Raw genomic sequence first — 23,399 nt, 5'->3', positions numbered from 1 at the left:
ACCATGCATAGCCACCCTCTGGCCCGACTGACACCCATCAGTCGGGAACGGCTCATCCGCCGGCATCTCGATGAAGGCGTGCCACTCAAAGCCCTTGCAGCACAAGCCGGGATCAGCCTGCGTACGGCCTACAAGTGGCTCTCCAGGTTTCGAGCAGGCGGCGTAGCGGCACTGGCGGATCGACGGAGTGTTCGCCGCAGCCAGCGGCGGACGCTCGATCCGCAGCAACTCCAGCAGGCTGTAGACCTGCGGCACCAGCGCTGCACGCTCCGCCGCATCGCCAGGGCTCTCTGTGCGCCCCTCTCCACCGTTGGTCGGCTCATGAAGGGCCTGGGCCTGGGACGCCTGAAGAACCTTGACCCCAAACGTCTTGTTCGTCGCTACCAGTGGGAGCGCCCCGGGGACATGATCCATGTCGACATCAAACAGCTGGCCAGGTTTGAGCGGGTCGGCCACCGCATCACCGGCGACCGTCGTCAAGGCTCCTCCCGAGGTGCCGGCTACGAGAAGGTACATGTCGCGATCGACGACGCCACCCGCCTGGCTTACGTCGAGGTGCTCGCAGACGAGCAGAAGGCGACAACCGTTGGCTTCCTGGCCCGTGCCGTCGGATGGTTTTCTGAACAGGGGATCACCTGTCGCCGGATCCTCTCGGACAACGGCCCCTCCTATCGCTCGGATGACTGGCGAAAAGCCTGTCGGGCTCTGGATCTGAAACCCATCCGCACCAAGCCCTACACCCCGCAGACCAACGGCAAGGCCGAACGGTTCATCAAAACCATCTTGTCGGAATGGGCCTATGTGATCGCCTACCAAACATCGGATGAACGCAACCGCTGGCTACCCCGCTATCTGGGGATCTATAACGGCAGCAGGTGCCACATGGCTCTCGGTGGCCTCACTCCTCAGCAATGCCTCCAGCGGCTGCTGATCGCTGAATGACCTGGTGAGAAAGCACAGCTAGCTGATCGCAGCTGCGCAGATTCTCGACGGCGTAGCGATAGCGCTGGGTTCGCGCGTGTCGATCATCACGGGCGCAGACGGATCGCTCGCCAGCTGACGGGCCAGGTCTTGGCTGGAAGCGGTGGCCACATCGGGAAATTGAAACCGCACCACCTGCATCACCACCATCAGGGCGAGTTGGCGAAGAAATTCAGACACGGATCACCAGCCACCGATTCATTGGATCTGCCCACTTGTGTGGGCCATTGCTGTCATAAGGCTAGCGGTGCAGGAGAGACGTAGCTCAGCGATTCAGCACAATGTGTCAACCAAGGGCTTCGCTTCCAGCCGCAAGAACAACGCCTTTGACTTCAGTCTTCCCTCTAACCATTTTGTTGTTGATCTTCGCAAACGCTGTCGGATCTTGGCCAGAACTCAAGCTTTGATTTGTTTGTCGTCGTTGGATTGTAGACGAATCCAGGTTTCCGCCAGGGCATAATCAGCTGCATCGAAGAAACGGGTCTCAGCTTCAACAAACTGGGAGACCAGCTTTTCCGCCAGCGCCTGCCAGGCCTTGTTGCCCACCACTACAACACGCCGCATCGTCCGGCGATGGTCGCGCACGAGTGCCATGTGGCGCCCCAGGGCGCCGAGGCCGGCCCAGCCATCGAACTCGCGCAGATCCAGCAGCAGCCTTGCGCCATCGACATCCTGAAGTTCAGCGTCGAGGTTGGCTTCCATCTGTTGATAGGAACTGGCTTCGATCGTGCCGATCAGCCGGACCTCGATCACATCGCCGTGCCGCTCCAGGCGCATTGTGCCCAGTGATTCCGATAACCAACGGCGAGCATCCTCCAGGTCTGCGTCGGCGAACACCCGCACCGGGCAGGGCATGGCCAGGCTGAAGGCCGCCGCCGCCGTGCGCACCCAGGCCACATCGCTCACCAGTGCCAATCGCTCGAATCCATCCCAGTGCCGCAAGGCTTCACGACCATCGGCCCAGGCGGCGCCCAGGTCGTAACCCTCAAAGGACGGCCCCAGCTGGGCGATCAGCTTGAGGTGGTCGTGCTGCTCAAGGGCACGATCAAGCGCTGGTGTCAGCACGTGGTCATAATCGTCGGCCGTGATCTGTCCCTGGAAGGAAAAACCGAGGGTGCCATCCGGTAGCCCGCTCATGCATTCGATCATGGGAATCTCCTTGGGAATGGCCTACCTGAACCGTAGCCATCCGAGGCCAGAGCGCCCAAAACATCTGCTTGGCTTGCCGGGACCCTGATCCGTTCAGCGCTCCAACATCTGCCAAAAGCTCCACTTCGCCCCGAAGGTCTGCTGCAGGCGGCTGACGAATCGCTCGTGATTCTCCATGCCCTGCCAGTCGTCGATACGGCAGGCCAGCTGGTCGCAGCTGCGCAGGTGCTCGGCGGCGTAGCGGTACCGCTTGGCTCGGCCCATCGACAGGGCGAAGGCCACCATGGCCCGCAACAGCAGCGTGGCGGCCAGCGGATGGCCGGCGCTGAGGCGTTCGGCGGCCGGTCCGTAGATGTCGAAGGCTTCCCCGTCCCACTCCTCCCAGTGCGTGATCACGTAACGGGCGGCGCGGGGTAGGGCGGGCCAGTTCACCAGGAACTGCAAGGCCAGCAGAGGCATCGGGTGCTCCGCCACCACCTGGAAGGCCCGCTCCTCAGCCTCCCCATCCTCGAAGGCTGCGAGCCGTTTGAGGTGATCGCGCAGGTGTGTGATCGACAGGGTTGAAGAGAAGCACTGCCAGCGCAAGTCCTGGGCTTCGTCGCTTCGGCCAAGCGCTTCGAGGACGGCGATGCGGGTTTCGTTCCAGTCGGGGGAATGCCAGCTGGCCGCGCCCTTGGCAGCGCCATCGAGCACCACCAGCGCTTGTTCCGCTCGGCCTGCGGTCAGCAGGTGCTGGGCCACATCGGCGGCGGTGCTGGGCCAGCTGAGCTGGCTGGCGTCGAACTGGCCCAGGTAGGCGTCCACATCGCCGCGGCATTCGGCGATCTGCAGCAGGGCGGGGTGGCCATCGCGGGCGCCGCGTTCACGGCAGTGGCGCTCCAGCAGCCGCAGCCCCTGCTCGCCCAGTGCGTCTTTCAGCGCCGGGATCAGCCCATCGAACTGGCCATAGCCGTTGTCGCCGAGCAAATCGACCACCTGCTCCGCCAAGGCGTCTGGTTTCAGCTTGGCGGCGCTGGCGATTGGCCCCAGCTCGGCCACCGCTTGCTGGAACACCCCGATCACGGCGCCGGTGCTGTCGGAGCAGCGATCCATCACGCCATCACCCAGCTCCAGGAAGCGCACCAGCAACGCGAAGGCCTGGGCCGGATCGGCCTCGGCGATCGCTCCGGAAATGGCTTGGCGCTGGGCTTCCAGCTCGCAGATCAGAGCTTTGCGTTTGCGCGAATCCACGTAGGTGCTGGAGCGGGCGATCGCCGCCAGGCGCTTGCGCACCTCCTGGGCGGCTTCGCTGGCCCCCTCCGCAGCAGCCAGGGCTAAGCGCAGGCGCCGCTGCATCACGGCATGGCCGCTGCTCAGCTCGATCAGCAGTTCGGCGAGCACAGGCGCCCCGAGGGCTTCAAGGTTGCGGGCGTTGAGGGTGCGCTTGCCGGCCATCGGTCCCACGACGATGCTGCGATCATCGCCTTGATCCAGCCCGGCCAAGCAAAACGGGGCCGGATGCGCAATGGCTTCGAGATTGGCGCGTTTGAACGGATCATGCTTGCCGCTCACGGACACCTGATGGGTTTCCGTTCTGTCTCCCTGGGGACTAAAGCTCCAGGTGAGAACAAACGCAGGAGAAACAGATCACTGACCTTGGCAATCGATCAGAAAGGCGATGGACTTGATCTGATCAGCCTGCACATCACCAGCCAGTCACCCGCCTGCCATCCGCCATATTGGGCAGCTGAATTGAAAGGACTTTGTGGACTATGGCGTGGCCTTGGAGACATAGCGCTGCCTCAGGGTGACTTCACCAATCCCACCGGGATCACGGTCCCTCTGAGCGATAGGAGATCAAACACGATCGGATCGATAACAATCGGATCGATAACAAGCGGGTCAACTTCAATCGGATCAAAGGCCAGAACTTATGCACCCCATAGAGTTCCGCTCAGGCTGGTTGTTTTGGTGATGACACCCCATCGAATTCCGTTCCCAGTCAGCCCAACAGAGGCCCGCCATCTTGCCGCCGGTTTGCTGGGTCTGATTGATGCAGAGGGTGGCCCCACCGCAGAACAGCATCGGGTCTTCTCTGCCGTGGCCAGCCATCTGCTCGCCCTCGAAGACAGCCAGTTGCAAGAACTTGAACCGCTGGCCCCTGGGGCCTTGGCCGCGGTGTTGCCTGAGCCCTGCTGGCGGCGCCTGTTCCTGCAGATGGGCTTGATCCTTGACCTTTGCCGCCATCCCAAGAGCGAAAGCCAGCTGCAGCGCCTGGAGGCCTATGCCCGCGCCCTGGAGATCGATCCGCCCCAGCTCCAGATCGTCCGGGATTTTGCCCATTGTTCGGCGGCTGAGGCGACGGCGCGATTTGTTCGCGCGTATGACGCCTACATCCCCGAACTCTCCGAGCGGCAAGCCGGGGTGCCGGGGCCTGGCGAGGCCCAGGGCGACGATGCGTTCTTCGCGGCCCTGGACCAGCTGCCATCGCTGCCTTACGGCAGCTTGGGCTGGGCATTCGTTCAGCTCTACGAGCGCAATGGCATGGCCATGCCCAGCAGGGAAACGCCCAATCCCCGCTATTACGTGTGTCATGACATGAACCACGTGATCACGGGCTATGAACCGACAGGGCCCGGTGAGATTGCCCTGGGTGCGTTCAAGTTGGCCCTGAACAACAGCGACGCCAATTGGATGGCGTCATTGACGAACGTTCTGATCCATGAAGTGGGTCTGTTCAAGCACGGCACCAATCATCAATTCGTTGCCTATGGCGGAGGCGGTGAGCCCTATCACGGCGTGAACGGTCGCCTCGGAGCCCTCGATCTGCCTGGTTCCACCGCGCTGTTCGGCGAGGCGCTCGTGCGCGGATCGGCCTGCCGAGGCGATTTCAGCCAGCTCGACCATCTGGCCATGGCCGCAGAACCGTTGCGGGAGATCCGCCGCCGCTTCAACGTGCTGCCGCTGCGCAAGCCCATGATCGATCAACCCGATCTCTGGCCGGAGCTCGCGTGATCCCCCCTCCTGGTTCAGGCACCGCCAAGGGATCAAGTACCGGGATTGCCCAGATCAGCTACGCCTGCCTGGGCAGTGCCCTGGGGCAATCGGGCCTGTTCATCGCCCTGCCCTCGCTGCCTGCCATGGCCAGTGATTTTCAGGTGAGTGCCAGCACTGCTGAGGAATCGATCACTGCCTACGCCCTCGGCTACGGCTTCTCCCAGTTGGTGTGGGGCCCTCTGGCCGATCGCTTCGGGCGCCGGCCGATCGCCCTTTGCGGCGTGACCCTGTTCACGCTCGCGAGCCTGGGGCTGGCCTTGGTGCCTGGATTTGGGGCGTTTCTGCTGCTGCGGCTACTGCAGGGGGTGGCCGCCGGCTGTGGCACCAGCGTGTCGCGGGCCTGCCTCCGGGATGTGTTCAGCCAGCGCTCCCTGGCCCAGGCGATGTCGGTGGTGGCGATCAGCTATGCGCTGGCCCTCGGTATCGCGCCCTTTCTCGGGGGGTGGATCGCCAGCGTGGCCTCCTGGCGGGCCGACTTTGTTCTCCTCACCGTCTTGGGCTCACTCGCGCTCGCCTACCTGGTCCGGGAGCTGGGCGAAACCCTGCCGCCCGTGACCTCCCGTGCCACCACGCTGCGTCGGGAGCTGGCTGTGGTGCTGCGTGACTATGGCCGCCTGCTCCGGGATCGCCGCTTCCTGCTGCCGGCCCTGATCGTGATGCTCGCCACTGGCGTGGTGGCGGGCTACGCCGCCGCCAGTCCCTTTGATTTCGAGCACAGCTTCGGCTACAGCCCCGCCCAGTTCGGCAACCTTTCCCTTTCTTTAAGCGCGGCTTATTTGGTGGGGTCTCTCCTTGTGCGCCGCACGGTGGTGCGTCTGGGTCAGCAGCGGCTGCTCTGGATTGGCCTTGGTGCGATCACCGCTGGTGCCCTGGTGATGCTGGCGCTGGGACTGGCCGGCCGCTTTGATCCGCTCTCGCTGCTGGGGCCGATGTTGGTGGTGGTGGCGGGAGGCGGCATCGTGGTCCCGATCGGTTTGGCCCTGCCGATGCAGGCTTTCCCTGCCGCGGCTGGCCAGGCCTCAGCCCTCACCGGTTTTCTGCAGCAGGAGGGTACCGCCGCGCTGGTGGCCCTTGTCGTCTGGCTGCCGGACACCTCCCAGGTGCCGCTGGCGCTCTCCCTGCTCGCCCTTGCCCTGATGCTGGCGGCCCTGGTGCGGGCCTACACCCGGGTGGACATCAGCGCATGACCACCGCGTCGCTCTCGCGCCATGCGCAGTCGCTTCGCCAGGCAGTCAGCTGGGCCCTGACCCTGCTGTTGGCGGGGCTGGTGATTGGCCTGGCGGAACTTCCCTATCAATGGCTCTCTGAACTTGGCTTCCGGCTCCAGCGGCTCTGGCCCCTCGGGGGCGATGGGGCTCTCAAGCCTCTGCTGGTGGCAGGTCCGCTGCTTGCCACCGTGGCCTTCGTGCTGCTGGCCTGGGGGCCGTTGGCTGCTGGCCGGGGCGGCGGCCTCACTGGCGTGCTGGTTCTCCAGGACGCCGACACGGATGCAGAACGTGATCGCGCCATCGCCAACCTCTCGCTCAGGCACCAGCTGGCGCGTTTGCCCCTGCTGGCACTTACCCATCTCGCCGGGCTGAGCGTGGGCACGGAATCCCCCTCCGCCGCCCTCGGCGCTTCGATCCTGCTGGCCCTGCGCCGCCGGCTCGCCCCCCTTCAGCGGCTGCCGCTGGCCCTCACTGTCGCTATCGGTGGTGGTGCCGGCCTCGGTGCTGCCTTTCAATCACCCCTGCTGGGGGCCGCCTACGCGCTCGAAGAACTCAGCGCCGTGTCTGGCTTCCAACTGCTGGTGCCCACCTTGTTGCTGGCGGGCATCGGCACCCTGCTCAATTCCGAGCTGGGACAACCCGCCCGCCTGGCCGAAGGGATGGCGCTGCCGCTGGCGCCTGTCCTGCTGCCGCTCGCCTTGCTCATCAGTGTGGCGGCCGCCCTGATCGGTGTGCTGCTGGTTCGCCTGCTGGTTCCCTTCGCCCAGCGCCTTGGCTCTTTGTTGCGTTCACATCTGGTGCCTGCCGCGCTGGCCATCGGTCTGTTGTTCGCCCTGCTGGCGGTGGCCAGTGGCGGCATCAGCCTCAACGACGGCTCGCTCGCTCTCGGCCCAGCCCTGGCCGGCCGTGCGGACATGCCCTGGTGGGCAGGTGCGCCGCGGCTGCTTGGGCCGTTGCTGAGTATCGCGATCGGCGCTCCGGGCGGCCTGATGCACGATTCGATGAGCCTGGGGGCCGTGCTGGTCGGCCCCTGGCTGCAGCAGTGGCCGGCGGATCAACAGGCGGCCCTGGTCGCCATCGCTGCAGCCGCATTGTTCAGCGGCGCCTGCCGCACACCCCTGTTCTGCTCGGTATTTGTGTTCACGCTGCAGGGCAATCCCGCCACCCTGCCCTGGCTGCTCACCGGTTCGGCCATCGCGGCGGCCATCGGCCGCTGGCTCGGAGGCATCAGCTGGAACGAAGCCCAGACCAGAGCGTTCAGGGGTTCAGGCGCTCCTCCTCCCAGCCACGATCACGGCACCAAAGGCGGCGCTGGTGCGGGTGATCCTTGAGCTCCAGCAACTCCACCTGCTTCAGGCCGATGCGCAGCAGCTCGAAGTGCTCAGGCAGCGGGGTATCGACGGCCAACTCCGCTGGATAAGCCGCCGTGGGATCCCACGCTGCCCCGGGTACGGGCCAACCCCAGAGGGCACGGCCGCCGGGGCTGAGGGTTTGCCAGTGCCGTTCCCTTTCGCCTTGTTCCAACTCAGCGGGCAAAGCCAGCACCTGCCCGCGCAGACGGAACTGAGCACGGGCCTTGGGCAGCAGCCAACAGAGTTCCACGGCTGGCTGCCACTGAAGCTCGAGCGGTTTGGCACTGCGACCGTCGGTGAGCAGATCCAGGGCCTCGCCATCGGCCCAGCCACGGAATACCAGGGTGCGCACGCGCGGCGTGCCATCGACAGCCACGCTGGCCAGCTGCAGCCAGCGGGCTGCTGGAGAGCGGCCTTCCCGCTCGCGGGCCGCCCGCAACAGCGGGCGCCAGGGCGGAAGTGTGCTCAAGCCGTCTGCGCTTGGCGTTGTTTGAGTGCAACCGCCACACCAGCGAGGGTCGTCAGGCCCAAGGCGCCCGCGGCGGCGAGGAACACGAGGGTCTGCAGGGCGAGCAGGGACAACCCCAGCGCAGAGGCCGCCTTGATCTGGATCCTGGCCTTGATCAGGGCGGTGAGCAGCAACAGGACCGTCGCCTGCAGTCCAGCGATCTTGGCGGCAGGGAGGAGACAGAAGGGGCTGGGCAGGAACATGGCAGAGATGCAGTGCTTCAATCCTGGCGCGGCCGCCGGGATCAGGCATAAACCCCTATTGCCCCAGTGAGCTGCCGGGCCGATGATGAAGCCATCGACACCGGGAGGCTCCATACCATGGAAGACACCCCACCTGAGCAACTCTCAGGAGTTCGCTGACGATCAGGCCCCTGCTCCAAACATCCTTCACGGATCTCTGGTTTCCCAGGCGCACCAAAGATTTTCGGATTGAAACCGTTTTCAGTACGAAAACATTTTTGATTCGAAAAAAATAGAGTGTTGTTCCGTCCATTGCGCCGCCTGAGGTGCCCCGGACGCAGCGGAAGCCCCACTAGAAAACTGGCCCCAGTGGCCAACGTCAGCAACTCCGCCCCTCACCAATCTTCGAAGCCCGGTGGCCTTGTCACCGGGCTTCGTCGTGCTGGAGTGAGCCGCAACACCCCCCTTTTCATGACGGCGAACTTCCAGAAGTTGGGCCGCTTTGGCCTGCGTGCTCTGCGCATCGTGGCCAGCACGGCAGCGATCGTGGAACTGCTGCGCGCTGATTGGAGCGGCGGCATCAGCGCTGCTCTGGCCTGGGTGGTTTTTGTCACGGTGGAGCGGCGATGGCCACTGCCAGTCCCACTGCCAGTCCCACCGCCAGTTGAAGAACCCGAGGGTTGATCGCAAGGCCGCTCAGTCAGTCGCTGGCATCTGCCTTGCGGATCTGCAGCTCGGCAAAGCCTGTGGCAGGGTCGAACTCCCGCTTGAAGCGCCACTCCGGCAGCAGAGCCAGCACCAGTTCAGCGGTGGTGCGCACCAGCGATCCGCTGCAGAGATGGCCACCCACCACCGCTCCTGTGCTGTCTGCCAGAGCGATGTGCAGGTGGACCCCATCGGGCGAGAGGCTGCCGGCCAGCGACAGGATCTCCAGATCTCCCGTCAGGGTGGTGATCGCCTCCTGGCCGGCCCAGCGCAGCCGGGCCACCGACAGGCTGCCGATGCCGCTTATCACGCAGCCAGCCTGCTCGTTCTGTTCTTGCATCCAGGCCTCCAGCACCAGGCGCAGATCTGCCCCTGGCGTCAGCCGCAACGGCACCACTCTCATGCAACCGGCCCCTTGGCCACGGTGTCGGCTCCCGTTTCGGGCTGCTCAAGGGCGCACCACCACTCCACCACCACCGCCGGAGTGCCATACCAGTTCGCCCCGAAGGCACCGCCATGGGCCACGCCAGGCAGCACCACGGAGGTTGAGCCCTCCAGCAGGGCCGAGGTCACTGGCACCAGGCCGTCGCCCCGGTCGTTGGCATCGCCGCTGCTGTTGCGATAGGCCGTCGGTGCCAGACGCCTGGCCATGGAACTGGCCGCTGGCAACTCCAGATCTCCCGCCACCGAGACATACCTCACCCTGTCGGCCTTGACCCGATCGTCCCCTACCCGATCAGAGAAGAAGGATCCCGGCAGACGCTGTTGCACCATCTGGCGCAGGGCCGTGGCCCTCAAGGCGGTGTGGGGACTGCCCAGCATCACCAGCGTGTCGGCCAGGGCTTTGCCGTCGTAGCAGCGGCCCTGGAACGGTGCGTCATCGAGAAACAGCCGCAGCATGACCCCACCGGAGCTGTGGCCGATCAGGGTCACCTGGCCCGTGGGGGAGTGCCGGGCCAGATCAGCCACCGTGGTGGCCACCCGATCGAGAATCCTCGCCCAACCGAAGGCGAACACGGTCAGCAGCCACTCAGCCTTGACCACCGCCACCAGCCGCACCGGCTGTCCGCTCAACTGCTCAAGCTTTGTGGCCATTGGCGCGTAGGCCTCAGGGCTGATCAGGAAACCACCGAGGATCACGATCGGTTGGGAGGGCATGGGCAGCGCCAGGGGGGAAGCAACCAGACCAGTCTTTGTTCAACCCAACCCGCCCAGGCGGATCAGCGCGCCGACCGCCACAAAAGCGATCGCCAGGGCGGTGATGCCGCGGATGTGCCAGGCCAATGCCACCGTGCCGGGTTGAAGATCCCCTGGAAGCCAGACAGGTAGATCCAGCCCATCCACAGGCCCGTCACCACCTGAATGGCCAGAGCGGTGAGGCCCAACGGCTCGAACGTGAACTCGAAGGCGCGGATCGGCGCCGCCCGGCCTCCTCCCCAACCCGTGCACAATGGAATTTCAATGGATGCTTGCCCGATGTTGCGTTTGTTGGCCTGCCAGGTTCTGCTGCTGAGCTCCGCCTGGGGGGTGGTCCATACGCAGGCAGCAAAAGCTCAGTCGGCTCCAGCGGGCAAGGGGGCTGTTCAGGCCGTGTTCGCCACCAAGGCGGAGGCGGAGGCCGCCGCACCGCGCTTCGGCTGCAACGGTGCACACCGAATGGGCCATCAGTGGATGCCGTGCAGCAGCCACGCCGAGACCACCGGCGGAACTCACTCCAGCATGGGCCACAAGTGACGGTGACGGGTGAATGCGGCGGTAAGCCGAAGCTGGTGGCGATCGGCATCGCCCCCTTGGGGATCATCTCGATCGGGATTGTGCCCATGGGTGTGGTGAGCATCGGCGTGGTGCCGATGGGCGTGGTCAGCCTTGGCCTCGTTGGCATGGGCGTGATCAACGCCACCGTGGTTGGCATGGGCGTGCTGATCGCCGGCGTCAATGTGATGGGGGTGTGGTGGACCGGCATGGAGGGCATGGGACCGTTCCGGCTTGGTGGTGAAGCCGCCCAGGTGCATCACCATCACGGCCAGCCCAGCGGCAACTTTTTCGCCTACCCCACCCGTGAAGAAGCCCTGCTCAAGGCCCGTGAACTCGGTTGTCAAGGCGCCCATCCCATGGGAAGGCTGTGGATGCCCTGCGAAGAGCATCCCGAACCCTGAAAGCCTTAGGAATGCATAGCGCAAGCGAACTCTGACCAGCGCCTCTCCACTTGCTCAAAGCAGGCCGGCGGTGCTGTGCGCAGGTTCCTGAGCAGGGCGATCAGCTCACAGCCATGGCCACAAAGCATCACCACCACTTCCCGGGCTGGGTCGTAGGTGTTGAGGGCGTCCAGGCTGGGGTTGATGGCTTCAGGCCCCAGGCCATGGCGCCGCAGCCGAGCCGCCACCTGATCGCGACCCAGATACTGCCGGCTGAAGGTCACGCTCTGGTAGCGCCAGTCCAGCTCCAGCGGAACTGGACTGGCGAGCTCACAAAACAGCATCCCGGCTCCGCTGTCGCCGTAGCCCTGCCAGGCGGCATGGCCGATCAACAGGCTGTTTTGCTCAAGAAACCGAGGTTCCCAAGACCGTGAGCATGGTGAGGCAGGCTCATGAAATGGCATGGGCCTGCTCTGGTAGCGGCACCAAGCGCTGGGCGGCCCGATCCCAGAGGATGAATTTGCCGCACGCGAGCATGTCGCCCAATCGGAGTGTGGGCACATCGCGCAGCAGCTCTGCGTTGGCGAGATGGGCAGCTCTGAGGTTGTAGTTCGGAATGCCTTCCGAGAGATGGTGGATGTTGTGATAGCCGATGTCGGCGGTGAACCAGCGCAACAACACCGGCATCTGCAGGTAACTGGTGCCTTCAAGTGCCCCTTTCATCTTGCTCCAGCCCTCGCTGGGATGGGCATAGGTCCCTTCGAAGATGTGCTGCACATAGAAGATCCAGATGAACAGCATCGCGGCAAAGGCCAACGTGATGGCATACAGCCCCAGCACGAATCCGTAACCCCAGGCTTGGCCGGCCAGGATGAGAATGCCGATCACACAGACGCTGTTAAGCAGCTGCTCCCAGAACTCGGCTGTGCGGGGGATAGCCCGGGCGCGCACGGCGGCGCCGATCGCCTGCAGCAGGGCCAGCCGCGGTTGGATGGCGAGGTAATAGAAGCCCCCGGGGAAGGCCATCAGAGGATGGCGCAATAGCCCATAGATCCGCTGCTGCTTTGAATCGAGCCGGGCGAAGTCTTCGCTGGAGAGGAAGTCAGCTACGCCGCGGTAACGCTCCCAGTCGCCATTGGTGCGGTGGTGGAAGGCATGATCCGCCGACCAGGCCACCTGGGGAATGGCGTTGACCAATCCGAGCAGGAAGCCACCGATCTGGTTCAGCCGGCGGCTGCGAAACAGCGACTGGTGGCCGCAGTCATGCATCAATGAAAAGCAACGCAGGGAGAAGAGAACCAGCAGAACCAAAATGAACGGAAGCGCCCAGATGGCGTGCCCCGCAGCCTGAATGGCCAGGGCCCAGAGCAATAAGTAGGGCCCGACGGCGCTGAGGATCTGCAGCGCGCCGCGGCGATTGCTACTGCGGATATAAGGGGCCAGAACGAAGTCGGCCCGCCGGTGGTCGGTGGTCATGCGCGGGGGCAATGGGGAAGGGAAGACGAAGGCCGTGAGCAGATTCGTGAGCGGATCGCCGTCAACCGCTCTGAACGGTCAGGCAGGGCGTCGGCCTTGGGGCAGGGCGTTTAAGGAACAGTGGACATCTCAGCGGGGCGGAAGCCCGCGCGGCATGAGGCTTTGGTCCTTGAACTGGAAGGTTTGGTCATCGTGGGAGCCGGTCCGCGCCGGTGGAGATGGGGGATAACGACGGCGAGCGTTCTGACTGAGGGGTCGTCCTGTCAGGGAGCCCCATCACAGCTGCGGGACAGCGCTGGATTCGAAAAGGGCCCGAAAACCCTCTTCCCACCAGACTTTCCTCGTTTCCTTCAGGGTGTGAACCGCTGAAACCGTCCCCCCCATTCTGGACCGTATGGGTTCCCATCGGCAGCCACCTGGGCCTGCCGGTGTTCATACGCTGGGTTTGGACCCTGTGGCGCTAGCCAGAGCAGCCGTTGACTTCAACGTTGGGCTCGACCAATGAGGCCTTCATCAACGCCTAGCGGTCGTTCATGGTCAGTTGGATTCTGGACGCAACGGCACAAAAATCCGATTGCCATTCGCCTTGTTGGTGAACACGGCATTGCCTTGAACGAACACCTGCCGCTCCCAGACTCCACCGAGTGTGTCCTGCAGGGTGGAATAGGGGAAGCCTTCCTTCTCGATGCGATAGGTCATCGTTTTGCCGTCGTTCCAGAGGATGCGCACGCTGCCGTCAGGGGAGTGGGTGTCGCGACAGCCGATCGGCTGGTCATTGAAGGCGCAGGCCTTCCACCCCTCGGCGCGGCCAATCGGCACCAAAGCGCAGACCAACCAGCCAGACGACAGGACGACACGTCCCAGAAGCAGTCTCAACATCATGGTGCCGGCACACTCCTTCAAGTATCGCTACAGCACCGGCAGCTCTAAGCGCTTGAGCAGGCTCTGTACTGAGTTGGCATCGCCGGCCGACAGAGCTCATAGTCTGAAAGAATTTTGGCATGGCCACCTAGAAAACGATGCCCCATTGGAGCGATCTCAAGTCCAAACTGGCCGACCTTGACCGGGCCAGATTGATTGGTCTGGTGCACGATCTCTACGCTGCAAGCAAAGACAACCAAGCGTTACTGCATGCACATTTTTCCATTGGTAGCGATGCACTCCAGCCTTTCAAGGCCACCATCAATCGCTGGTTACGGCCGGATATTTTGATGAATCAAGACATTTCGGTAGCCAAGGCCAAGAAAGCAATTTCGGACTACAAAAAGGCGGCCGATCAACCGGAGAACCTCGCCGAGTTGATGGTGTTTTACTGTGAGTGCGCTGCCGGATTCAGCCATGATGTAGGCCTAGAAGATGAAGGCTACTTCGATGCGCTGGTGCGGATGTTTGAGCGGGCATTGAAGATAACTGTCTCTTTACCTGAGCAGATACAAACCGACCTTTTGCAGCGGCTCGGTGAAGTTCGAAGCCTCTGCAGGACTTTTGGTTACGGGGTTTCCGATGCTATGGACCTATTGCTGGTCGACGATGGCCTTGATGGCTGAACCGTTAGCGGTGACAGCGGATTGTGATGGAAACGACTGTCTCATCCAAGGCTGCTGAGGCTTTGGCGAGGTTCCATTGGATCTCTTTTTAAGGCCTAACGCATGACTGAGCCAGGAAAAGTACACAGTGCTTAAAGCGTCAAATCTCAATACTCTGTAAAACGAGTTAACAAGCTGCTCGGAAAAGTTGTTACGTTTACTAAAGCCGGTAGCGGAATCGCGAGCGATCGACCTTACCTTTTGGTGGTAGTAAATCAGCTCCTTTGTCAAGGGGATTTTGCAGCTATGAGTATTGTGGCAAAGGTGATTGCTCAGTCAGATGAGGCCAACCGGTTCCTCAGCAGTGCCGAGCTGACAAAACTGCAATCCTTTTTTGATAATGGAATAACGCGCATTAGCGCGGCGCGTAAATTGGAAGCCAATCAGCAAAAGATTGTTGATGAAGGCAGCAAGCGCTTTTGGGCGCAATGCTCCGATACGCCGAGTAACCGAGGCCTTCCAGAGAAAACTGCCCTCTGCCAAAGAGATCAGGGCTGGTATATTCGCTTGGTGAGCTACTGTGTGCTTGCTGGTAATTCCAAGCCCATGGAAGATATCGGCTTGGATGGCATGCGTGATATGTACGTCTCTCTTGGGGTGCCATTGGCCAATCTCAAGATTGCGATGCGCTGCCTCAAGGAAATTGCTATGGGCACATTGACTTCAGAGGAAGGCACATTGGCTGCTCCCTACTTTGAGCAACTCATTCGGGCTTTTTAGAGCTTGATCTGGCTGTTCATGTCTGATTGATCGCCGTTGAATTTTCTCCTCAAATTACAAAACCATGCAAGACACAATTACCGCTGCTATCAATCCTGCTGATGAAAAAGGCAGTTATTTGGCAAGTGCTGAACTTGAGGCTCTGAAGCAGTATTTCCAAAGCGGTTCACTGCGGGTCAAAGCGGCTAGCCAAATTGGTGCCAGTGCCTCCAGTATTATCAGCGAAACTGTGGCCAAGAGCCTGTTGTACGGAGACATAACCTGCCCTGGTGGCAATATGTATCCAACGCGGCGCTATGCAGCTTGTCTCAGGGATTTAACCTATTTTCTGCGCTATGCCACCTATGCCATGCTTGCGGCAGATGCCTCAATCTTGGACGAGCGTGTGCTCAATGGCCTGCGCGAAACCTATACTTCTTTAGGAGTGCCTATTGAAGCCACGCTTCAAGCCGTTAAGGCCATGAAAGAAGTGGTCACGCAACGTGTTGGCGCTGATGCCGGCCAGCAAATGGATGTTTACTTGGACCATATTATTTCCGGCTTGAGCTAAGAGAAAAAGGGATTGAGCGTCAGAACTTATTTTGTAGTTCGGGGTGTGCGGTCCGCGATCTTGTTTGGCAGCTAGTATCTTGCACCGCATTTTTCTGATACTCATTAACTGGCACCCTTCCCCTTGTTGACCACCTCAAAACAGTCAAATCATTGCCATGTACGCTGTTCAAAAAAGCCAAGAAAGCTATCCTTGGTGGAGGGGTAATGCTCGATTCATTGATCTCTCCAATACATTTATTGTGGCCCATGTGGCCCAAGCTGCCCTGATTATGCTCTGGGCCGGGGTGTTTACCCTGTTTGAGTTGTCGGTTTACTCTGCCGATGCACCCTTGTACGATCAAGGGCTGATCTTGCTACCTCACTTAGCCACCCAGGGCTGGGGTATTGGTTCTGGCGGATCCATTGAGAATACCTTTCCCCTGATGGCCATTGGGGTGATTCACATCGTGGCAGCCGGTGTACTGGCAGGTGGAGCCTATTTTCACCGTAGCCGGATTGCTCCCAGCTTGGCTGCAGAAAGTGGGCGTTCAGGAAAGTTCGATTTTGATTGGGGTGACCCCAAGCAACTGGGTCTGATTCTGGGGCACCATCTGGCGATTCTGGGTTTAGGTGCCCTGCTCCTGGTGATCAAGGCCATGGCTTTTGGTGGCTTGTATGACTCCAACATTGGGGCGGTGCGTCTGGTGACTGACCCAACCCTCGATTTCGGCACAATTCTGAGTTACCGTACCCATCTGTTTGACGTCAACAACCTAGAAGATCTGGTCGGTGGCCATGTCTACGTGGCTGTGCTGCTGCTGCTGGGAGGCGCTTGGCATATCCTGGTTCCGCCTTTTAACTGGGTGCGGAGAACATTCCTTTTCTCTGGTGATGGTATTTTAGGCTATTCCCTGTTTGGTATTGCCCTGGCTGGTTTTGCCGCTTCATACTACTGCGGCTTTAATACACTGGCCTATCCTACTGAATTTTACGGTCCGACCCTGGCGCTGAAATCGGCTTTTCTGCCCTCTTACTTTGACCCCAATGGGGTTGTTGGTTCGGGATATTCAGCTCGCACTTGGTTGGCAAATTCCCACTTTTACTTGGCTTTTTTCTTCTTGCAGGGTGGCCTTTGGCATTATCAGCGGGCCATGGGATTTGATTTGAAGAAAACTCTATCGAATTGGCGTCAAAACATTACCGATGTCAGTGATGACAGCCTGGCTCTGGTTTACCAGAATCTGGCTCACCAAGAGCCTCGGCCGCAGTCGCAAGCCCTTTATGAAGGCCCCCAGGCTGAACCCAGCCCGTACCTGGTTGCAGAACAAGCCTTTGCTGACTTCGTCTATTGCCCTTCTCAAGGAATTGAGAAACCTAGTCTCGCCACGGTTAATGGCATTAGGGAAACGCTCTATCAGACCTGTTTCCAGGATCGTAAACAAACTTTCTATCAATCTTCGGCTCCAGTCGAAGGTAAGGCTGAGTTTGGCTATGGTGGTTATCAAGTCAGAATGTATGAACAGCCACTGGTGACCAAGGGTAACTTGAACTATCCTAAGCCCCTTGAACAAGTGGTCTACGAGCAGAGCCTGAGCCAGAGTCAAGGCTACAGCGCTCCCCCAAAAAGAGCTAAAGTAGTAAAGAAGCAAGCTCCGATTCCTGCTAAAGTTCAAGCTGATGTTGCTCAGGAAAGTTAAGATCACTGCTGTTCAGGTCAGTTGAATTCTTGTTCAGGTCATCTGATTGTGCTACTTGGCCCTTTTCCTGGGTCAAGTAGTTTTTTATGGCGCACGAAGCCTGAGCCGAAGCCATCCGCCCAGAGGGCACCGAGCACTGGGCAGATGGCAGGCGAGAATGTTGCGATCGTGAGACCGCGCATGCTCCTAATAGCCTGGATTGTTTTTGTTGTTGCGGTGGGTCTGAAGGTCTGGCGGCTTTCTTTGGTCTTAAGGCGCACACTCACCCCGGCGATGCAGGGCTGATTGAAAGTCTGATCAAGTCGCCCATCCTGGCCTGATCCCAGCCATTGTGAGCAGCTTGGCGATGTCGTGGGCCACCTCAGCCAGCCCAGCTCTCACCGAGTAGTGGCCGTGCAGCCCGAGCAGGTTGAGGGCCAGGGTCCTCAGCGTGGCCAGCACGGCAGCGCCGGGGCCGCCATAACGGTGTTCATCTTCATGGAGCTGGGTATCGCGGATCCAGTGCCAGCTTTCAATGCACCAGCGGTCCCTCACCAGTTGCAGCAGGGCTTTTGGCGTGGTGCGCAGGCTGGTGAGAAAAAGGTGCCGCTGGAGGGAGGGCTTGCCATGACGCTTGCCACTGACGACAAGTTCAACAATCCAGCTACTGCCGGGCCAGGCCTCGTTGATGAAGTCAGGAGCCTGTTTGGCCCTGAGTATCCAGGTGGTGTCGCGTCCATGGCTGCGTTCAGAAACCATTGCTGTGAGAGGGATCTTGCGGGAGTAGAGGAACTGCTCGCCGATCTGGCGATGCAGGGTCCTTTGGTTTGCTTTCACTGTGAGGAGGAAGTCGGCCCCCTGCTCCGTGAGCTGCCGAAAAACGGTTTCTGGGTATGAAGCGCGTCGGCCTGGATCAAGACGCCGTCGAGATCCATCGTGGCCAACAGCTCCCGCAGTACGGCACGCTCGTGAGATTCACGGGTGTCGTAGGTGGCCTGGGCAATGGCCACACCCAGGGTCTTGGAGTAGAGCGTCACCTGAGAAATGAACGCACCGCCGCCACCGTCGGTCTGGACAATCGAGCCGCGGAGTGTCTTGCCGTCGCACACGAGCTGATCAAGACCCATCGCACCACCTGGGATCTGGGCGAGCATCCACCCCTGCAGCTGCCGGCAGATCTCGGCCACATCAACCTGCAGGAACAGATAGCGGAAGGTGGAATCAGTGGGTGGCCGCCTGAGCTCAAGACCCAACGCCTGGTTCAGCGCAGCGTGATGGCGGAGGGCAAAGCGCTCCAGATCCCGCAGGCTCTGGCAGCCACTCAAGATCCCGAGGACCGCCACCAGGAGCAGAAACCACTGGGGGAAGCGCACCCCACGACGCATCCGTCCCTCTGGGATCGCCTGCAGAAAGCTGATCAGGTCGGCAGAGGCATTAGCAGGAGAGGGTTCTGGCAAAGAAGGGATCCATTCCCGCCGACCAAACCCAATGCTCGCAGCAACGCCAAGCTCGCTTGTGACAGACTTTCAATCAGCCCTGCCCGGCGATGGGCTTGGAGCAGTTCAGGCATTCCCTGGAGCGCCGTTGGGCTAGCAACCGGCAGGTGTCGTGATGGAGCAGCTGAACTGGGGATATGTCCAGTTGGGCCTTGTTGCTCTTGCCTTCGCGGGTTTGCAGGTCTGGTGGATCAGTAGCCTGATGAGACAACGAGACTTTGCCAAACCCATGACAGAACGAGACTTTCGCAAGTCCTTGGAGAATATCTGGGCGAAGAATCGGCCAAAGAATTAAAAAGCTAGCTGCATTGACACGCATACCTTCAGGGCCTAGGGATCTTTGCGAGTTTGTTGCGTTGGTGACGTTAAGTTATCTCGGTTAGCAGTTGAAAGTTGACAGTTGAAAGTAGGAAGATGACTGGTGACTGGTGACTGGCGGCTGATGCCCAATGGCTAATGCACAATGGTTAATACCCAATGGCTATTAAATTCTCCACTTGCAATAAACGGCGCCTAAAGCTGACAGGCACTGCTCGATCAATGTCATCTGATGATCAAAGCTATAAATCAAACTTACCAGACATTCTCAATCACATTCATGGCTTTGAGGTAGGCAGGAATGTCTGCATTGGCATCACCATCCTCTTGGTTGCTGTCATCGGGGATGGCCCGCCTGGCATTGTCAGCAATCACAGCATTGGCCAACAGTTCCAAAGATTCCGGCCGATCCAGATTCTGCAAGGCTTCTGAATAGCGGCGACTGTGGGAGGGGCGGACCGATTCCTGGCAATAGTTCGATAGCTCCCGGCTTTCGGTCATCACTTTGAAGGCGACGGCCTTGGTGTCGCTCTTGCCGAAAATCGCCATGTACAGAAGGTTTACCATCGAGGCGTCATGCACCTGGATGCCGTAATTGATCAGAATCTGGGGCCAGTAGCGCAGGGCCTTGAGGCCTTCAAGGCCTCCTTTTTTCACCCCAGCCTGCTCACACCAGTGCTCGAATTCATCCACATCATTGGGGCAGCGTCCCAGCCGCCGCATGCCCTCAGCCAGGATCTGGCCCGCCTGGAAGTTGCGGGTGGGCTTGCCGCACACCGGCAGCATCATGCTGCCGCGCACGTCAGCCACCATGGCCGTGAGCTGGGTGAAGGTATGGTCGCGAACTTTCTCCATGTCTCCACCACGGCTGAGGGTGGCTTCGATTCGTTGCACTCCGTAGCCCAGCTCGGTCAGTGGAAAGGGCTGGCGGCCATAGAGCCGTTGCCGGTCTTTCCGGCCCATGGAAACTGAGGACGCCTGGTCAAGACACTGGTCCAGCAGCAGGGTCAACAGGGTAGGCAAGATGCCGGTATTTTCGGCGTGATAGGCATAGCCAAAACCTGCAAATATGGATGAAATATTCTTGGCTGCTTTGATGTATTGCGCCTCCACGTTATGAACACCTGGTGACACCTGGATATTCGGTGATAGCCGGTCAAGCAGTCGGGCTCCGATCAAGGCCGTGATTGCATTGGGATGGCAGAAGTTGGCGGTGAAGCTGTCCACTGGATCCCGCAGGGCGCCGTGGCGGTGGAACCCGGAGAAGAACGCCAGGTTGGGCTGCCGCTCGCAGAGCACGTAGGAATCGTTGCGCAGGGGATCGTGGCTGAAGGACCCCGCCAGGCAGGCCAGCACCACATGCTCCCGGTCCAGCTCATGCCGAAGCTCGCAGGCCTCGTGCAGGTCTTGCTCAATGTGGTTGCTGTTGGCGCCCAGGACCACCAGATCGCAGAGCTCGATCAGGTCGCGCAGGGTGTACTCCTGCAGCTGACCTTCATGCTCGCGGCGCACCATCCGCTCCATCGTGGCCACGTGGGTCGGGTCCATGCCCGACAAATCCCGTGGTGAAAAGGCCCCGAACAGGGAGCGGCCTTGGCGTGGCGCCAGTAGCAAGCGGTCGCCGCCCCCATGCATGGCGCTGTTGTAGGCCAGGGACGCCGGGTAGAGGCCGATGCTGTAGTAACCCACCACGCCCTGCTCGAGGGCCAGGATCCTGCTGCTGATGCTGGCCTGGTCAAGGGAGTCGGCGAAGAAGCTGTTCTGCATCGGCTGGGGCTGATCGGCGGCTTCGGACCACGCCTTCATACTGCTTCCAGCGCAGGTGTGCCCGTAGCGGACGAGCTGCTGGCTGGACGTGGGCTTTATCTGATTCTGTGGACCCCCAACGATTAAGCAAACCCGTCCAGCCGCCCTTACCCTCATTCGATTGCTTGTATTACTGCCGTAATACGGCTGCAATGAGACCAGGCCCTGAGCTGCTACGGCGGCAATCCACCAGCCCCGCAGCCCTGGCGCCTGCGCCTCTTTTTCCTGGTGCACAGCGGGGCTTTGGTGTCCACCTGGCCTGTTCTCACTGAGGTCTGCCATCTGATCCCAGCCGATGTGGCCCCTCGCTTTCTGAGCTGGGTCTCACTCGGTGGCCTGAGCGTTGCCGAGCTCAGTGGGGCGGCCCTGGAGTTGATGGCCAGCTGGATGCGGCAGTACGGCGATCTGCCGATGGATCTGGCCGATGCCTCGCTGCACTGGTTGGCCCATGAGCACGGGCTCCGCCGCATTGCCACCCTCGATCGACGTGATTTCGGCCTCTACCGACTGCCTGGTGGAGAGGGCCTGGAAAACTTCCTGGCGACTTGAGCCTCTCGATCTGACTGGCGCGAGTCTCCGGATTGATCAAATCCACGATCGAGCGGGCCCCTCACCCACATCACCGCCAAACCGGCGTACCGCCGGCTCCTCGGCGGCTCCGCAGAGGCCGCTGCCGTTGATGTTCAGAAATGGCATGCCCTGAGTCAACCCGGCCCGCAAGGCAACTGCTGGTGGCGGACAACCGCTACGGCTTCAGCACCCGGCTCACGCCCGCAACCAGTGCCTTGCTGCCCGAGGTGCTGGTGCGGCGATGCATGAACTGGCGCTGATGGAGGAAGTGCACCGCATCGCCCTGGAGGCGGCGGCGGCCCAGGGGGGCCGGCGGATTCACGCCGTGAAGCTCCGGGTGGGTCGGCTCGCGGGTGCGGACTCAGCTGCCCTCGGCTTCGCCTTCGAGGTGGTGATGGCGGGTGGAATCAGCAAAGGGGCAACGCTGGAGCTGGAGCTGGTGCCCAGTGTGTGTGGGTGCGCAATATGTGGAGAGAACCTTGAGCCGATGAATGTGATCTAAGCCTGTCCAAACTGCGTCTGCCTGTCGGCGGATGTGCTGGCGGGGAGGGAGCTGGAGTTGAAGGGGTTGGAGGCTTTCATTTTGCATGTTCGTTTCCGACGGCCTTTCGGATCAAGAAACGTTTCAGTCACTGCCCTGATTACGGAGAGCGTCGAGCCTGGGGATGGCTCCTGTGAATGTCAGCAAAGATGCCCGTGTTGCCCAACACTCTCACGCTTGGCGATGGCTTACGCGAGGCCTTGCGCCATGGCGCGTGCTGTTGTCTGCTCGCGGCGATGGCAGCCGCCTCGATGGCGAGCAAGGCGGTGGCCGGTGAGGTTGAAGCGATGGCCCTGCTCAAGGGGATGACCACCTACGTGGCCGCACAGAGGGAGCTGTCGTTCCGCTACGACTCCGACTTGGAAGTTGTCACGAGCGACAAACAGAGGCTCACCCTTGCCAGTTCAGGCTCAGTCTCGCTCGCTCGCCCGGGAAAAATTCGCGCCACGCGCTCCAGTGGGTTCGTTGACATCGAATCTATATTCGATGGTTCGACCTTCACGCTCCTTGGCAAGGATCAGAACGTCTACATGCAGATCCCGATTGCAGGTTCAATTGAGGTGTTGGTGGATGAGCTCAAGGACAAATACCAAAGGCCACTGCCGGCTGCCGACCTGCTGCTGCCGAAGGCTTATGCAGCATTGACGAACGAAGTGATTGATGTCAAGGACCTTGGCAGCGGGGTAATCGGTGGCGTGGAATGCGATCATCTCGCCTTCCGTAAACAGGATGTGGATTATCAGATCTGGATCGCCCAGGGAGATCGGCCCTATCCCTGCCGTTACGTGATCACAGCCAAGGAGGTTCTCGGTTCTCCGCAATACAGTGTCCAGATCAGCGACTGGAAAACAGGCGCCGGTGCTGTCGGGCAGGACTTCACTTTCCTGCCGCCTGAAGGGGCCAGATCCATCACCCTCAAGGAACTGAAGGCGATGAAAGACATGGGTGAGCTACCCAGTAATTTTGTTCGTGAAGACAACCAATGACCATCATGAAAAAGCACGCCACCGCCTTGATCCTTGCCCTTGGACTCGTTGGCACAGCCCTGACACCGAGCTGGTCATCAGCGGTCATCAACGCACTCGTTACTCCGGCGCAGGCACGCGTGGGCCGGCCGCTCACGCCCGTCAGCGTGGCGGGAGTGGGTCGCCGCACCGTGCGTCGCTGTGCCGTCGGCATCTACGACTGCTGATCCACACGGCCTAAAAAGCACGGGGTGACACACGCCGAGACAGCGAGCGAAGCCAGGGATGCATGAAGGTCAAATGAGCCGGTCAGTAGCAAGAACTCGGTTCAAGCGATTAGCCGGACTTGCTGCAGTGGTAGCAGCCAGTCTAATTGCATATGCCACCTACCATCATCTAATGAGTGGGGGTGACACAGAGTCTGTGCCAATCTCGGTCTTCGTGGGCTTGGCGGCAAT

27 protein-coding genes, 2 pseudogenes and 1 riboswitch are annotated in these 23,399 nt (G+C 60.9%); of the genes and pseudogenes, 17 read left to right on the top strand and 12 right to left on the bottom strand.

The window, feature by feature from the left end:
* Positions 1-3: 3 nt before the first annotated feature.
* The gene (locus ACXMDM_RS11530; RefSeq protein WP_071799672.1) at positions 4-942 is read left to right on the top strand and encodes an IS481 family transposase; all 939 of its coding nucleotides are present in this window, start codon (positions 4-6) and stop codon (positions 940-942) included.
* 18 nt (positions 943-960) lie between these two features.
* Here the strand turns inward: ACXMDM_RS11530 and ACXMDM_RS11525 are convergent, their stop codons facing one another.
* The 3 genes from ACXMDM_RS11525 to ACXMDM_RS11515 form a co-directional block, all read right to left on the bottom strand.
* Positions 961-1,161: a hypothetical protein gene (locus tag ACXMDM_RS11525; RefSeq protein ID WP_071799699.1), complete on the bottom strand. Its 201-nt coding sequence runs from the start codon at positions 1,159-1,161 to the stop codon at positions 961-963.
* Positions 1,162-1,377: 216 nt separating this feature from the next.
* The gene (locus tag ACXMDM_RS11520) at positions 1,378-2,118 is read right to left on the bottom strand and encodes a SpoIIAA family protein (RefSeq protein ID WP_083544590.1); all 741 of its coding nucleotides are present in this window, start codon (positions 2,116-2,118) and stop codon (positions 1,378-1,380) included.
* Between the two features lie 105 nt (positions 2,119-2,223).
* Positions 2,224-3,681: a DUF6880 family protein gene (locus tag ACXMDM_RS11515; protein WP_233830885.1), complete on the bottom strand. Its 1,458-nt coding sequence runs from the start codon at positions 3,679-3,681 to the stop codon at positions 2,224-2,226.
* A 402-nt stretch (positions 3,682-4,083) separates the two neighbouring features.
* On the opposite strand from ACXMDM_RS11515, the gene ACXMDM_RS11510 reads away from it, so the two are divergent.
* The 3 genes from ACXMDM_RS11510 to ACXMDM_RS11500 are packed head-to-tail and all read left to right on the top strand — an operon-like array spanning position 4,084 to position 7,705.
* Positions 4,084-5,124, top strand: coding sequence for a hypothetical protein (locus ACXMDM_RS11510; RefSeq protein WP_071799697.1), 1,041 nt, complete (start codon positions 4,084-4,086; stop codon positions 5,122-5,124).
* Entirely contained in the window at positions 5,121-6,353 is a 1,233-nt protein-coding gene (locus ACXMDM_RS11505) for a multidrug effflux MFS transporter (RefSeq protein WP_071799696.1), read from the top strand. The genes ACXMDM_RS11510 and ACXMDM_RS11505 overlap by 4 nt, the downstream gene beginning before the upstream one ends.
* Complete coding sequence (locus tag ACXMDM_RS11500) at positions 6,350-7,705, top strand: chloride channel protein (RefSeq protein ID WP_499569652.1); 1,356 nt, start codon at positions 6,350-6,352, stop codon at positions 7,703-7,705. The genes ACXMDM_RS11505 and ACXMDM_RS11500 overlap by 4 nt, the downstream gene beginning before the upstream one ends.
* Here ACXMDM_RS11500 and ACXMDM_RS11495 read toward each other — a convergent pair.
* Together ACXMDM_RS11495 and ACXMDM_RS11490 are read right to left on the bottom strand one after the other, a co-directional pair.
* Positions 7,632-8,195 carry a pyridoxamine 5'-phosphate oxidase family protein gene (locus ACXMDM_RS11495; protein ID WP_071799694.1) on the bottom strand — a complete coding sequence of 188 codons (564 nt, stop codon included), beginning with the start codon at positions 8,193-8,195 and terminating at the stop codon, positions 7,632-7,634. The two genes, ACXMDM_RS11500 and ACXMDM_RS11495, sit on opposite strands and share 74 nt — an antisense overlap.
* Positions 8,192-8,437 carry a hypothetical protein gene (locus ACXMDM_RS11490; RefSeq protein ID WP_071799693.1) on the bottom strand — a complete coding sequence of 82 codons (246 nt, stop codon included), beginning with the start codon at positions 8,435-8,437 and terminating at the stop codon, positions 8,192-8,194. The genes ACXMDM_RS11495 and ACXMDM_RS11490 overlap by 4 nt, the downstream gene beginning before the upstream one ends.
* 450 nt (positions 8,438-8,887) lie before the next feature.
* Between ACXMDM_RS11490 and ACXMDM_RS11485 the strand changes: the two genes are divergently transcribed.
* On the top strand, positions 8,888-9,100 hold the full coding sequence (locus ACXMDM_RS11485) for a hypothetical protein (protein WP_071801811.1): 213 nt from the start codon (positions 8,888-8,890) through the stop codon (positions 9,098-9,100).
* Between the two features lie 16 nt (positions 9,101-9,116).
* Here the strand turns inward: ACXMDM_RS11485 and ACXMDM_RS11480 are convergent, their stop codons facing one another.
* A complete protein-coding gene (locus tag ACXMDM_RS11480; RefSeq protein ID WP_071799692.1) occupies positions 9,117-9,524 on the bottom strand; it encodes a PPC domain-containing DNA-binding protein in 408 nt (135 codons plus the stop codon).
* A complete protein-coding gene (locus tag ACXMDM_RS11475) occupies positions 9,521-10,279 on the bottom strand; it encodes a lipase family alpha/beta hydrolase (RefSeq protein ID WP_071799691.1) in 759 nt (252 codons plus the stop codon). The genes ACXMDM_RS11480 and ACXMDM_RS11475 overlap by 4 nt, the downstream gene beginning before the upstream one ends.
* A 318-nt stretch (positions 10,280-10,597) precedes the next feature.
* Between ACXMDM_RS11475 and ACXMDM_RS11470 the strand changes: the two genes are divergently transcribed.
* Both ACXMDM_RS11470 and ACXMDM_RS11465 read left to right on the top strand, forming a co-directional pair.
* Positions 10,598-10,855 (top strand): DUF3721 domain-containing protein, encoded by a 258-nt coding sequence (locus ACXMDM_RS11470; protein ID WP_071801810.1) that lies wholly within the window; start codon positions 10,598-10,600, stop codon positions 10,853-10,855.
* On the top strand, positions 10,852-11,277 hold the full coding sequence (locus ACXMDM_RS11465; protein ID WP_071799690.1) for a DUF3721 domain-containing protein: 426 nt from the start codon (positions 10,852-10,854) through the stop codon (positions 11,275-11,277). Before ACXMDM_RS11470 ends, ACXMDM_RS11465 begins: the two co-directional genes overlap by 4 nt.
* A gap of 5 nt (positions 11,278-11,282) precedes the next feature.
* Here the strand turns inward: ACXMDM_RS11465 and ACXMDM_RS11460 are convergent, their stop codons facing one another.
* The 3 genes from ACXMDM_RS11460 to ACXMDM_RS11450 all read right to left on the bottom strand — a co-directional run bounded on the left by ACXMDM_RS11460 (position 11,283) and on the right by ACXMDM_RS11450 (position 13,566).
* Positions 11,283-11,648, bottom strand: coding sequence for a hypothetical protein (locus tag ACXMDM_RS11460; protein WP_083544304.1), 366 nt, complete (start codon positions 11,646-11,648; stop codon positions 11,283-11,285).
* Between the two features lie 58 nt (positions 11,649-11,706).
* Entirely contained in the window at positions 11,707-12,732 is a 1,026-nt protein-coding gene (locus tag ACXMDM_RS11455) for a fatty acid desaturase (protein WP_071799688.1), read from the bottom strand.
* A 216-nt stretch (positions 12,733-12,948) separates the two neighbouring features.
* Positions 12,949-13,123, bottom strand: a riboswitch (cobalamin riboswitch).
* A 146-nt stretch (positions 13,124-13,269) separates the two neighbouring features.
* Complete coding sequence (locus ACXMDM_RS11450; RefSeq protein WP_499569647.1) at positions 13,270-13,566, bottom strand: hypothetical protein; 297 nt, start codon at positions 13,564-13,566, stop codon at positions 13,270-13,272.
* A gap of 185 nt (positions 13,567-13,751) precedes the next feature.
* On the opposite strand from ACXMDM_RS11450, the gene ACXMDM_RS11445 reads away from it, so the two are divergent.
* The 4 genes and pseudogenes from ACXMDM_RS11445 to ACXMDM_RS11430 all read left to right on the top strand — a co-directional run.
* On the top strand, positions 13,752-14,279 hold the full coding sequence (locus ACXMDM_RS11445) for a hypothetical protein (RefSeq protein ID WP_071799687.1): 528 nt from the start codon (positions 13,752-13,754) through the stop codon (positions 14,277-14,279).
* Positions 14,280-14,564: 285 nt separating this feature from the next.
* Positions 14,565-15,038, top strand: coding sequence for a bilin-binding protein (locus ACXMDM_RS11440; RefSeq protein ID WP_071799686.1), 474 nt, complete (start codon positions 14,565-14,567; stop codon positions 15,036-15,038).
* 64 nt (positions 15,039-15,102) lie between these two features.
* The gene (locus tag ACXMDM_RS11435; protein WP_071799685.1) at positions 15,103-15,588 is read left to right on the top strand and encodes an allophycocyanin subunit beta; all 486 of its coding nucleotides are present in this window, start codon (positions 15,103-15,105) and stop codon (positions 15,586-15,588) included.
* A gap of 157 nt (positions 15,589-15,745) precedes the next feature.
* Positions 15,746-16,741 (top strand): annotated as a pseudogene (locus ACXMDM_RS11430) (chlorophyll a/b binding light-harvesting protein); the annotation flags it as partial.
* Positions 16,742-17,563: 822 nt separating this feature from the next.
* On the opposite strand, the pseudogene ACXMDM_RS11425 reads toward ACXMDM_RS11430, so the two are convergent.
* Positions 17,564-18,630: pseudogene (locus ACXMDM_RS11425) on the bottom strand (ISAs1 family transposase).
* A 226-nt stretch (positions 18,631-18,856) separates the two neighbouring features.
* On the opposite strand from ACXMDM_RS11425, the gene ACXMDM_RS11420 reads away from it, so the two are divergent.
* Positions 18,857-19,036 (top strand): DUF8681 family protein, encoded by a 180-nt coding sequence (locus ACXMDM_RS11420; protein ID WP_071799681.1) that lies wholly within the window; start codon positions 18,857-18,859, stop codon positions 19,034-19,036.
* Between the two features lie 278 nt (positions 19,037-19,314).
* Here the strand turns inward: ACXMDM_RS11420 and ACXMDM_RS11415 are convergent, their stop codons facing one another.
* Positions 19,315-20,826 carry a DUF8648 domain-containing protein gene (locus ACXMDM_RS11415; protein ID WP_071801808.1) on the bottom strand — a complete coding sequence of 504 codons (1,512 nt, stop codon included), beginning with the start codon at positions 20,824-20,826 and terminating at the stop codon, positions 19,315-19,317.
* Between the two features lie 285 nt (positions 20,827-21,111).
* Between ACXMDM_RS11415 and ACXMDM_RS11410 the strand changes: the two genes are divergently transcribed.
* The 5 genes from ACXMDM_RS11410 to ACXMDM_RS11390 all read left to right on the top strand — a co-directional run bounded on the left by ACXMDM_RS11410 (position 21,112) and on the right by ACXMDM_RS11390 (position 23,168).
* Positions 21,112-21,414, top strand: coding sequence for a type II toxin-antitoxin system VapC family toxin (locus tag ACXMDM_RS11410; protein ID WP_145537101.1), 303 nt, complete (start codon positions 21,112-21,114; stop codon positions 21,412-21,414).
* A 140-nt stretch (positions 21,415-21,554) separates the two neighbouring features.
* Positions 21,555-21,695 carry a hypothetical protein gene (locus ACXMDM_RS11405; protein ID WP_162922809.1) on the top strand — a complete coding sequence of 47 codons (141 nt, stop codon included), beginning with the start codon at positions 21,555-21,557 and terminating at the stop codon, positions 21,693-21,695.
* Positions 21,677-21,937: a hydrogenase maturation nickel metallochaperone HypA/HybF gene (locus tag ACXMDM_RS11400; RefSeq protein ID WP_071799679.1), complete on the top strand. Its 261-nt coding sequence runs from the start codon at positions 21,677-21,679 to the stop codon at positions 21,935-21,937. The genes ACXMDM_RS11405 and ACXMDM_RS11400 overlap by 19 nt, the downstream gene beginning before the upstream one ends.
* A gap of 188 nt (positions 21,938-22,125) precedes the next feature.
* The gene (locus tag ACXMDM_RS11395; RefSeq protein WP_259723074.1) at positions 22,126-22,962 is read left to right on the top strand and encodes a DUF2092 domain-containing protein; all 837 of its coding nucleotides are present in this window, start codon (positions 22,126-22,128) and stop codon (positions 22,960-22,962) included.
* 5 nt (positions 22,963-22,967) lie between these two features.
* Entirely contained in the window at positions 22,968-23,168 is a 201-nt protein-coding gene (locus ACXMDM_RS11390) for a hypothetical protein (protein WP_259723075.1), read from the top strand.
* Positions 23,169-23,399 lie beyond the last annotated feature (231 nt).

It is taken from the genome of Synechococcus sp. CS-603 (genome assembly GCF_977929215.1).
This window is presented reverse-complemented; position numbering and strand designations above follow the sequence as displayed.

What these genes read in the sequence shown, in the direction of transcription:
- ACXMDM_RS11520 (WP_083544590.1), bottom strand. Translation starts at nt 2,118, where the DNA reads ATGAGCGGGCTACCGGATGGCACCCTCGGTTTTTCCTTCCAGGGACAG.
- ACXMDM_RS11390 (WP_259723075.1), top strand. Translation starts at nt 22,968, where the DNA reads ATGAAAAAGCACGCCACCGCCTTGATCCTTGCCCTTGGACTCGTTGGC.
- ACXMDM_RS11510 (WP_071799697.1), top strand. Translation starts at nt 4,084, where the DNA reads ATGACACCCCATCGAATTCCGTTCCCAGTCAGCCCAACAGAGGCCCGC.
- ACXMDM_RS11455 (WP_071799688.1), bottom strand. Translation starts at nt 12,732, where the DNA reads ATGACCACCGACCACCGGCGGGCCGACTTCGTTCTGGCCCCTTATATC.
- ACXMDM_RS11405 (WP_162922809.1), top strand. Translation starts at nt 21,555, where the DNA reads ATGGCATGCCCTGAGTCAACCCGGCCCGCAAGGCAACTGCTGGTGGCG.
- ACXMDM_RS11400 (WP_071799679.1), top strand. Translation starts at nt 21,677, where the DNA reads ATGCATGAACTGGCGCTGATGGAGGAAGTGCACCGCATCGCCCTGGAG.
- ACXMDM_RS11530 (WP_071799672.1), top strand. Translation starts at nt 4, where the DNA reads ATGCATAGCCACCCTCTGGCCCGACTGACACCCATCAGTCGGGAACGG.
- ACXMDM_RS11480 (WP_071799692.1), bottom strand. Translation starts at nt 9,524, where the DNA reads ATGAGAGTGGTGCCGTTGCGGCTGACGCCAGGGGCAGATCTGCGCCTG.
- ACXMDM_RS11485 (WP_071801811.1), top strand. Translation starts at nt 8,888, where the DNA reads ATGACGGCGAACTTCCAGAAGTTGGGCCGCTTTGGCCTGCGTGCTCTG.
- ACXMDM_RS11435 (WP_071799685.1), top strand. Translation starts at nt 15,103, where the DNA reads ATGCAAGACACAATTACCGCTGCTATCAATCCTGCTGATGAAAAAGGC.
- ACXMDM_RS11440 (WP_071799686.1), top strand. Translation starts at nt 14,565, where the DNA reads ATGAGTATTGTGGCAAAGGTGATTGCTCAGTCAGATGAGGCCAACCGG.
- ACXMDM_RS11475 (WP_071799691.1), bottom strand. Translation starts at nt 10,279, where the DNA reads ATGCCCTCCCAACCGATCGTGATCCTCGGTGGTTTCCTGATCAGCCCT.
- ACXMDM_RS11420 (WP_071799681.1), top strand. Translation starts at nt 18,857, where the DNA reads ATGGAGCAGCTGAACTGGGGATATGTCCAGTTGGGCCTTGTTGCTCTT.
- ACXMDM_RS11500 (WP_499569652.1), top strand. Translation starts at nt 6,350, where the DNA reads ATGACCACCGCGTCGCTCTCGCGCCATGCGCAGTCGCTTCGCCAGGCA.
- ACXMDM_RS11445 (WP_071799687.1), top strand. Translation starts at nt 13,752, where the DNA reads ATGCCCCATTGGAGCGATCTCAAGTCCAAACTGGCCGACCTTGACCGG.
- ACXMDM_RS11470 (WP_071801810.1), top strand. Translation starts at nt 10,598, where the DNA reads ATGTTGCGTTTGTTGGCCTGCCAGGTTCTGCTGCTGAGCTCCGCCTGG.
- ACXMDM_RS11490 (WP_071799693.1), bottom strand. Translation starts at nt 8,437, where the DNA reads ATGTTCCTGCCCAGCCCCTTCTGTCTCCTCCCTGCCGCCAAGATCGCT.
- ACXMDM_RS11415 (WP_071801808.1), bottom strand. Translation starts at nt 20,826, where the DNA reads ATGCAGAACAGCTTCTTCGCCGACTCCCTTGACCAGGCCAGCATCAGC.
- ACXMDM_RS11395 (WP_259723074.1), top strand. Translation starts at nt 22,126, where the DNA reads ATGCCCGTGTTGCCCAACACTCTCACGCTTGGCGATGGCTTACGCGAG.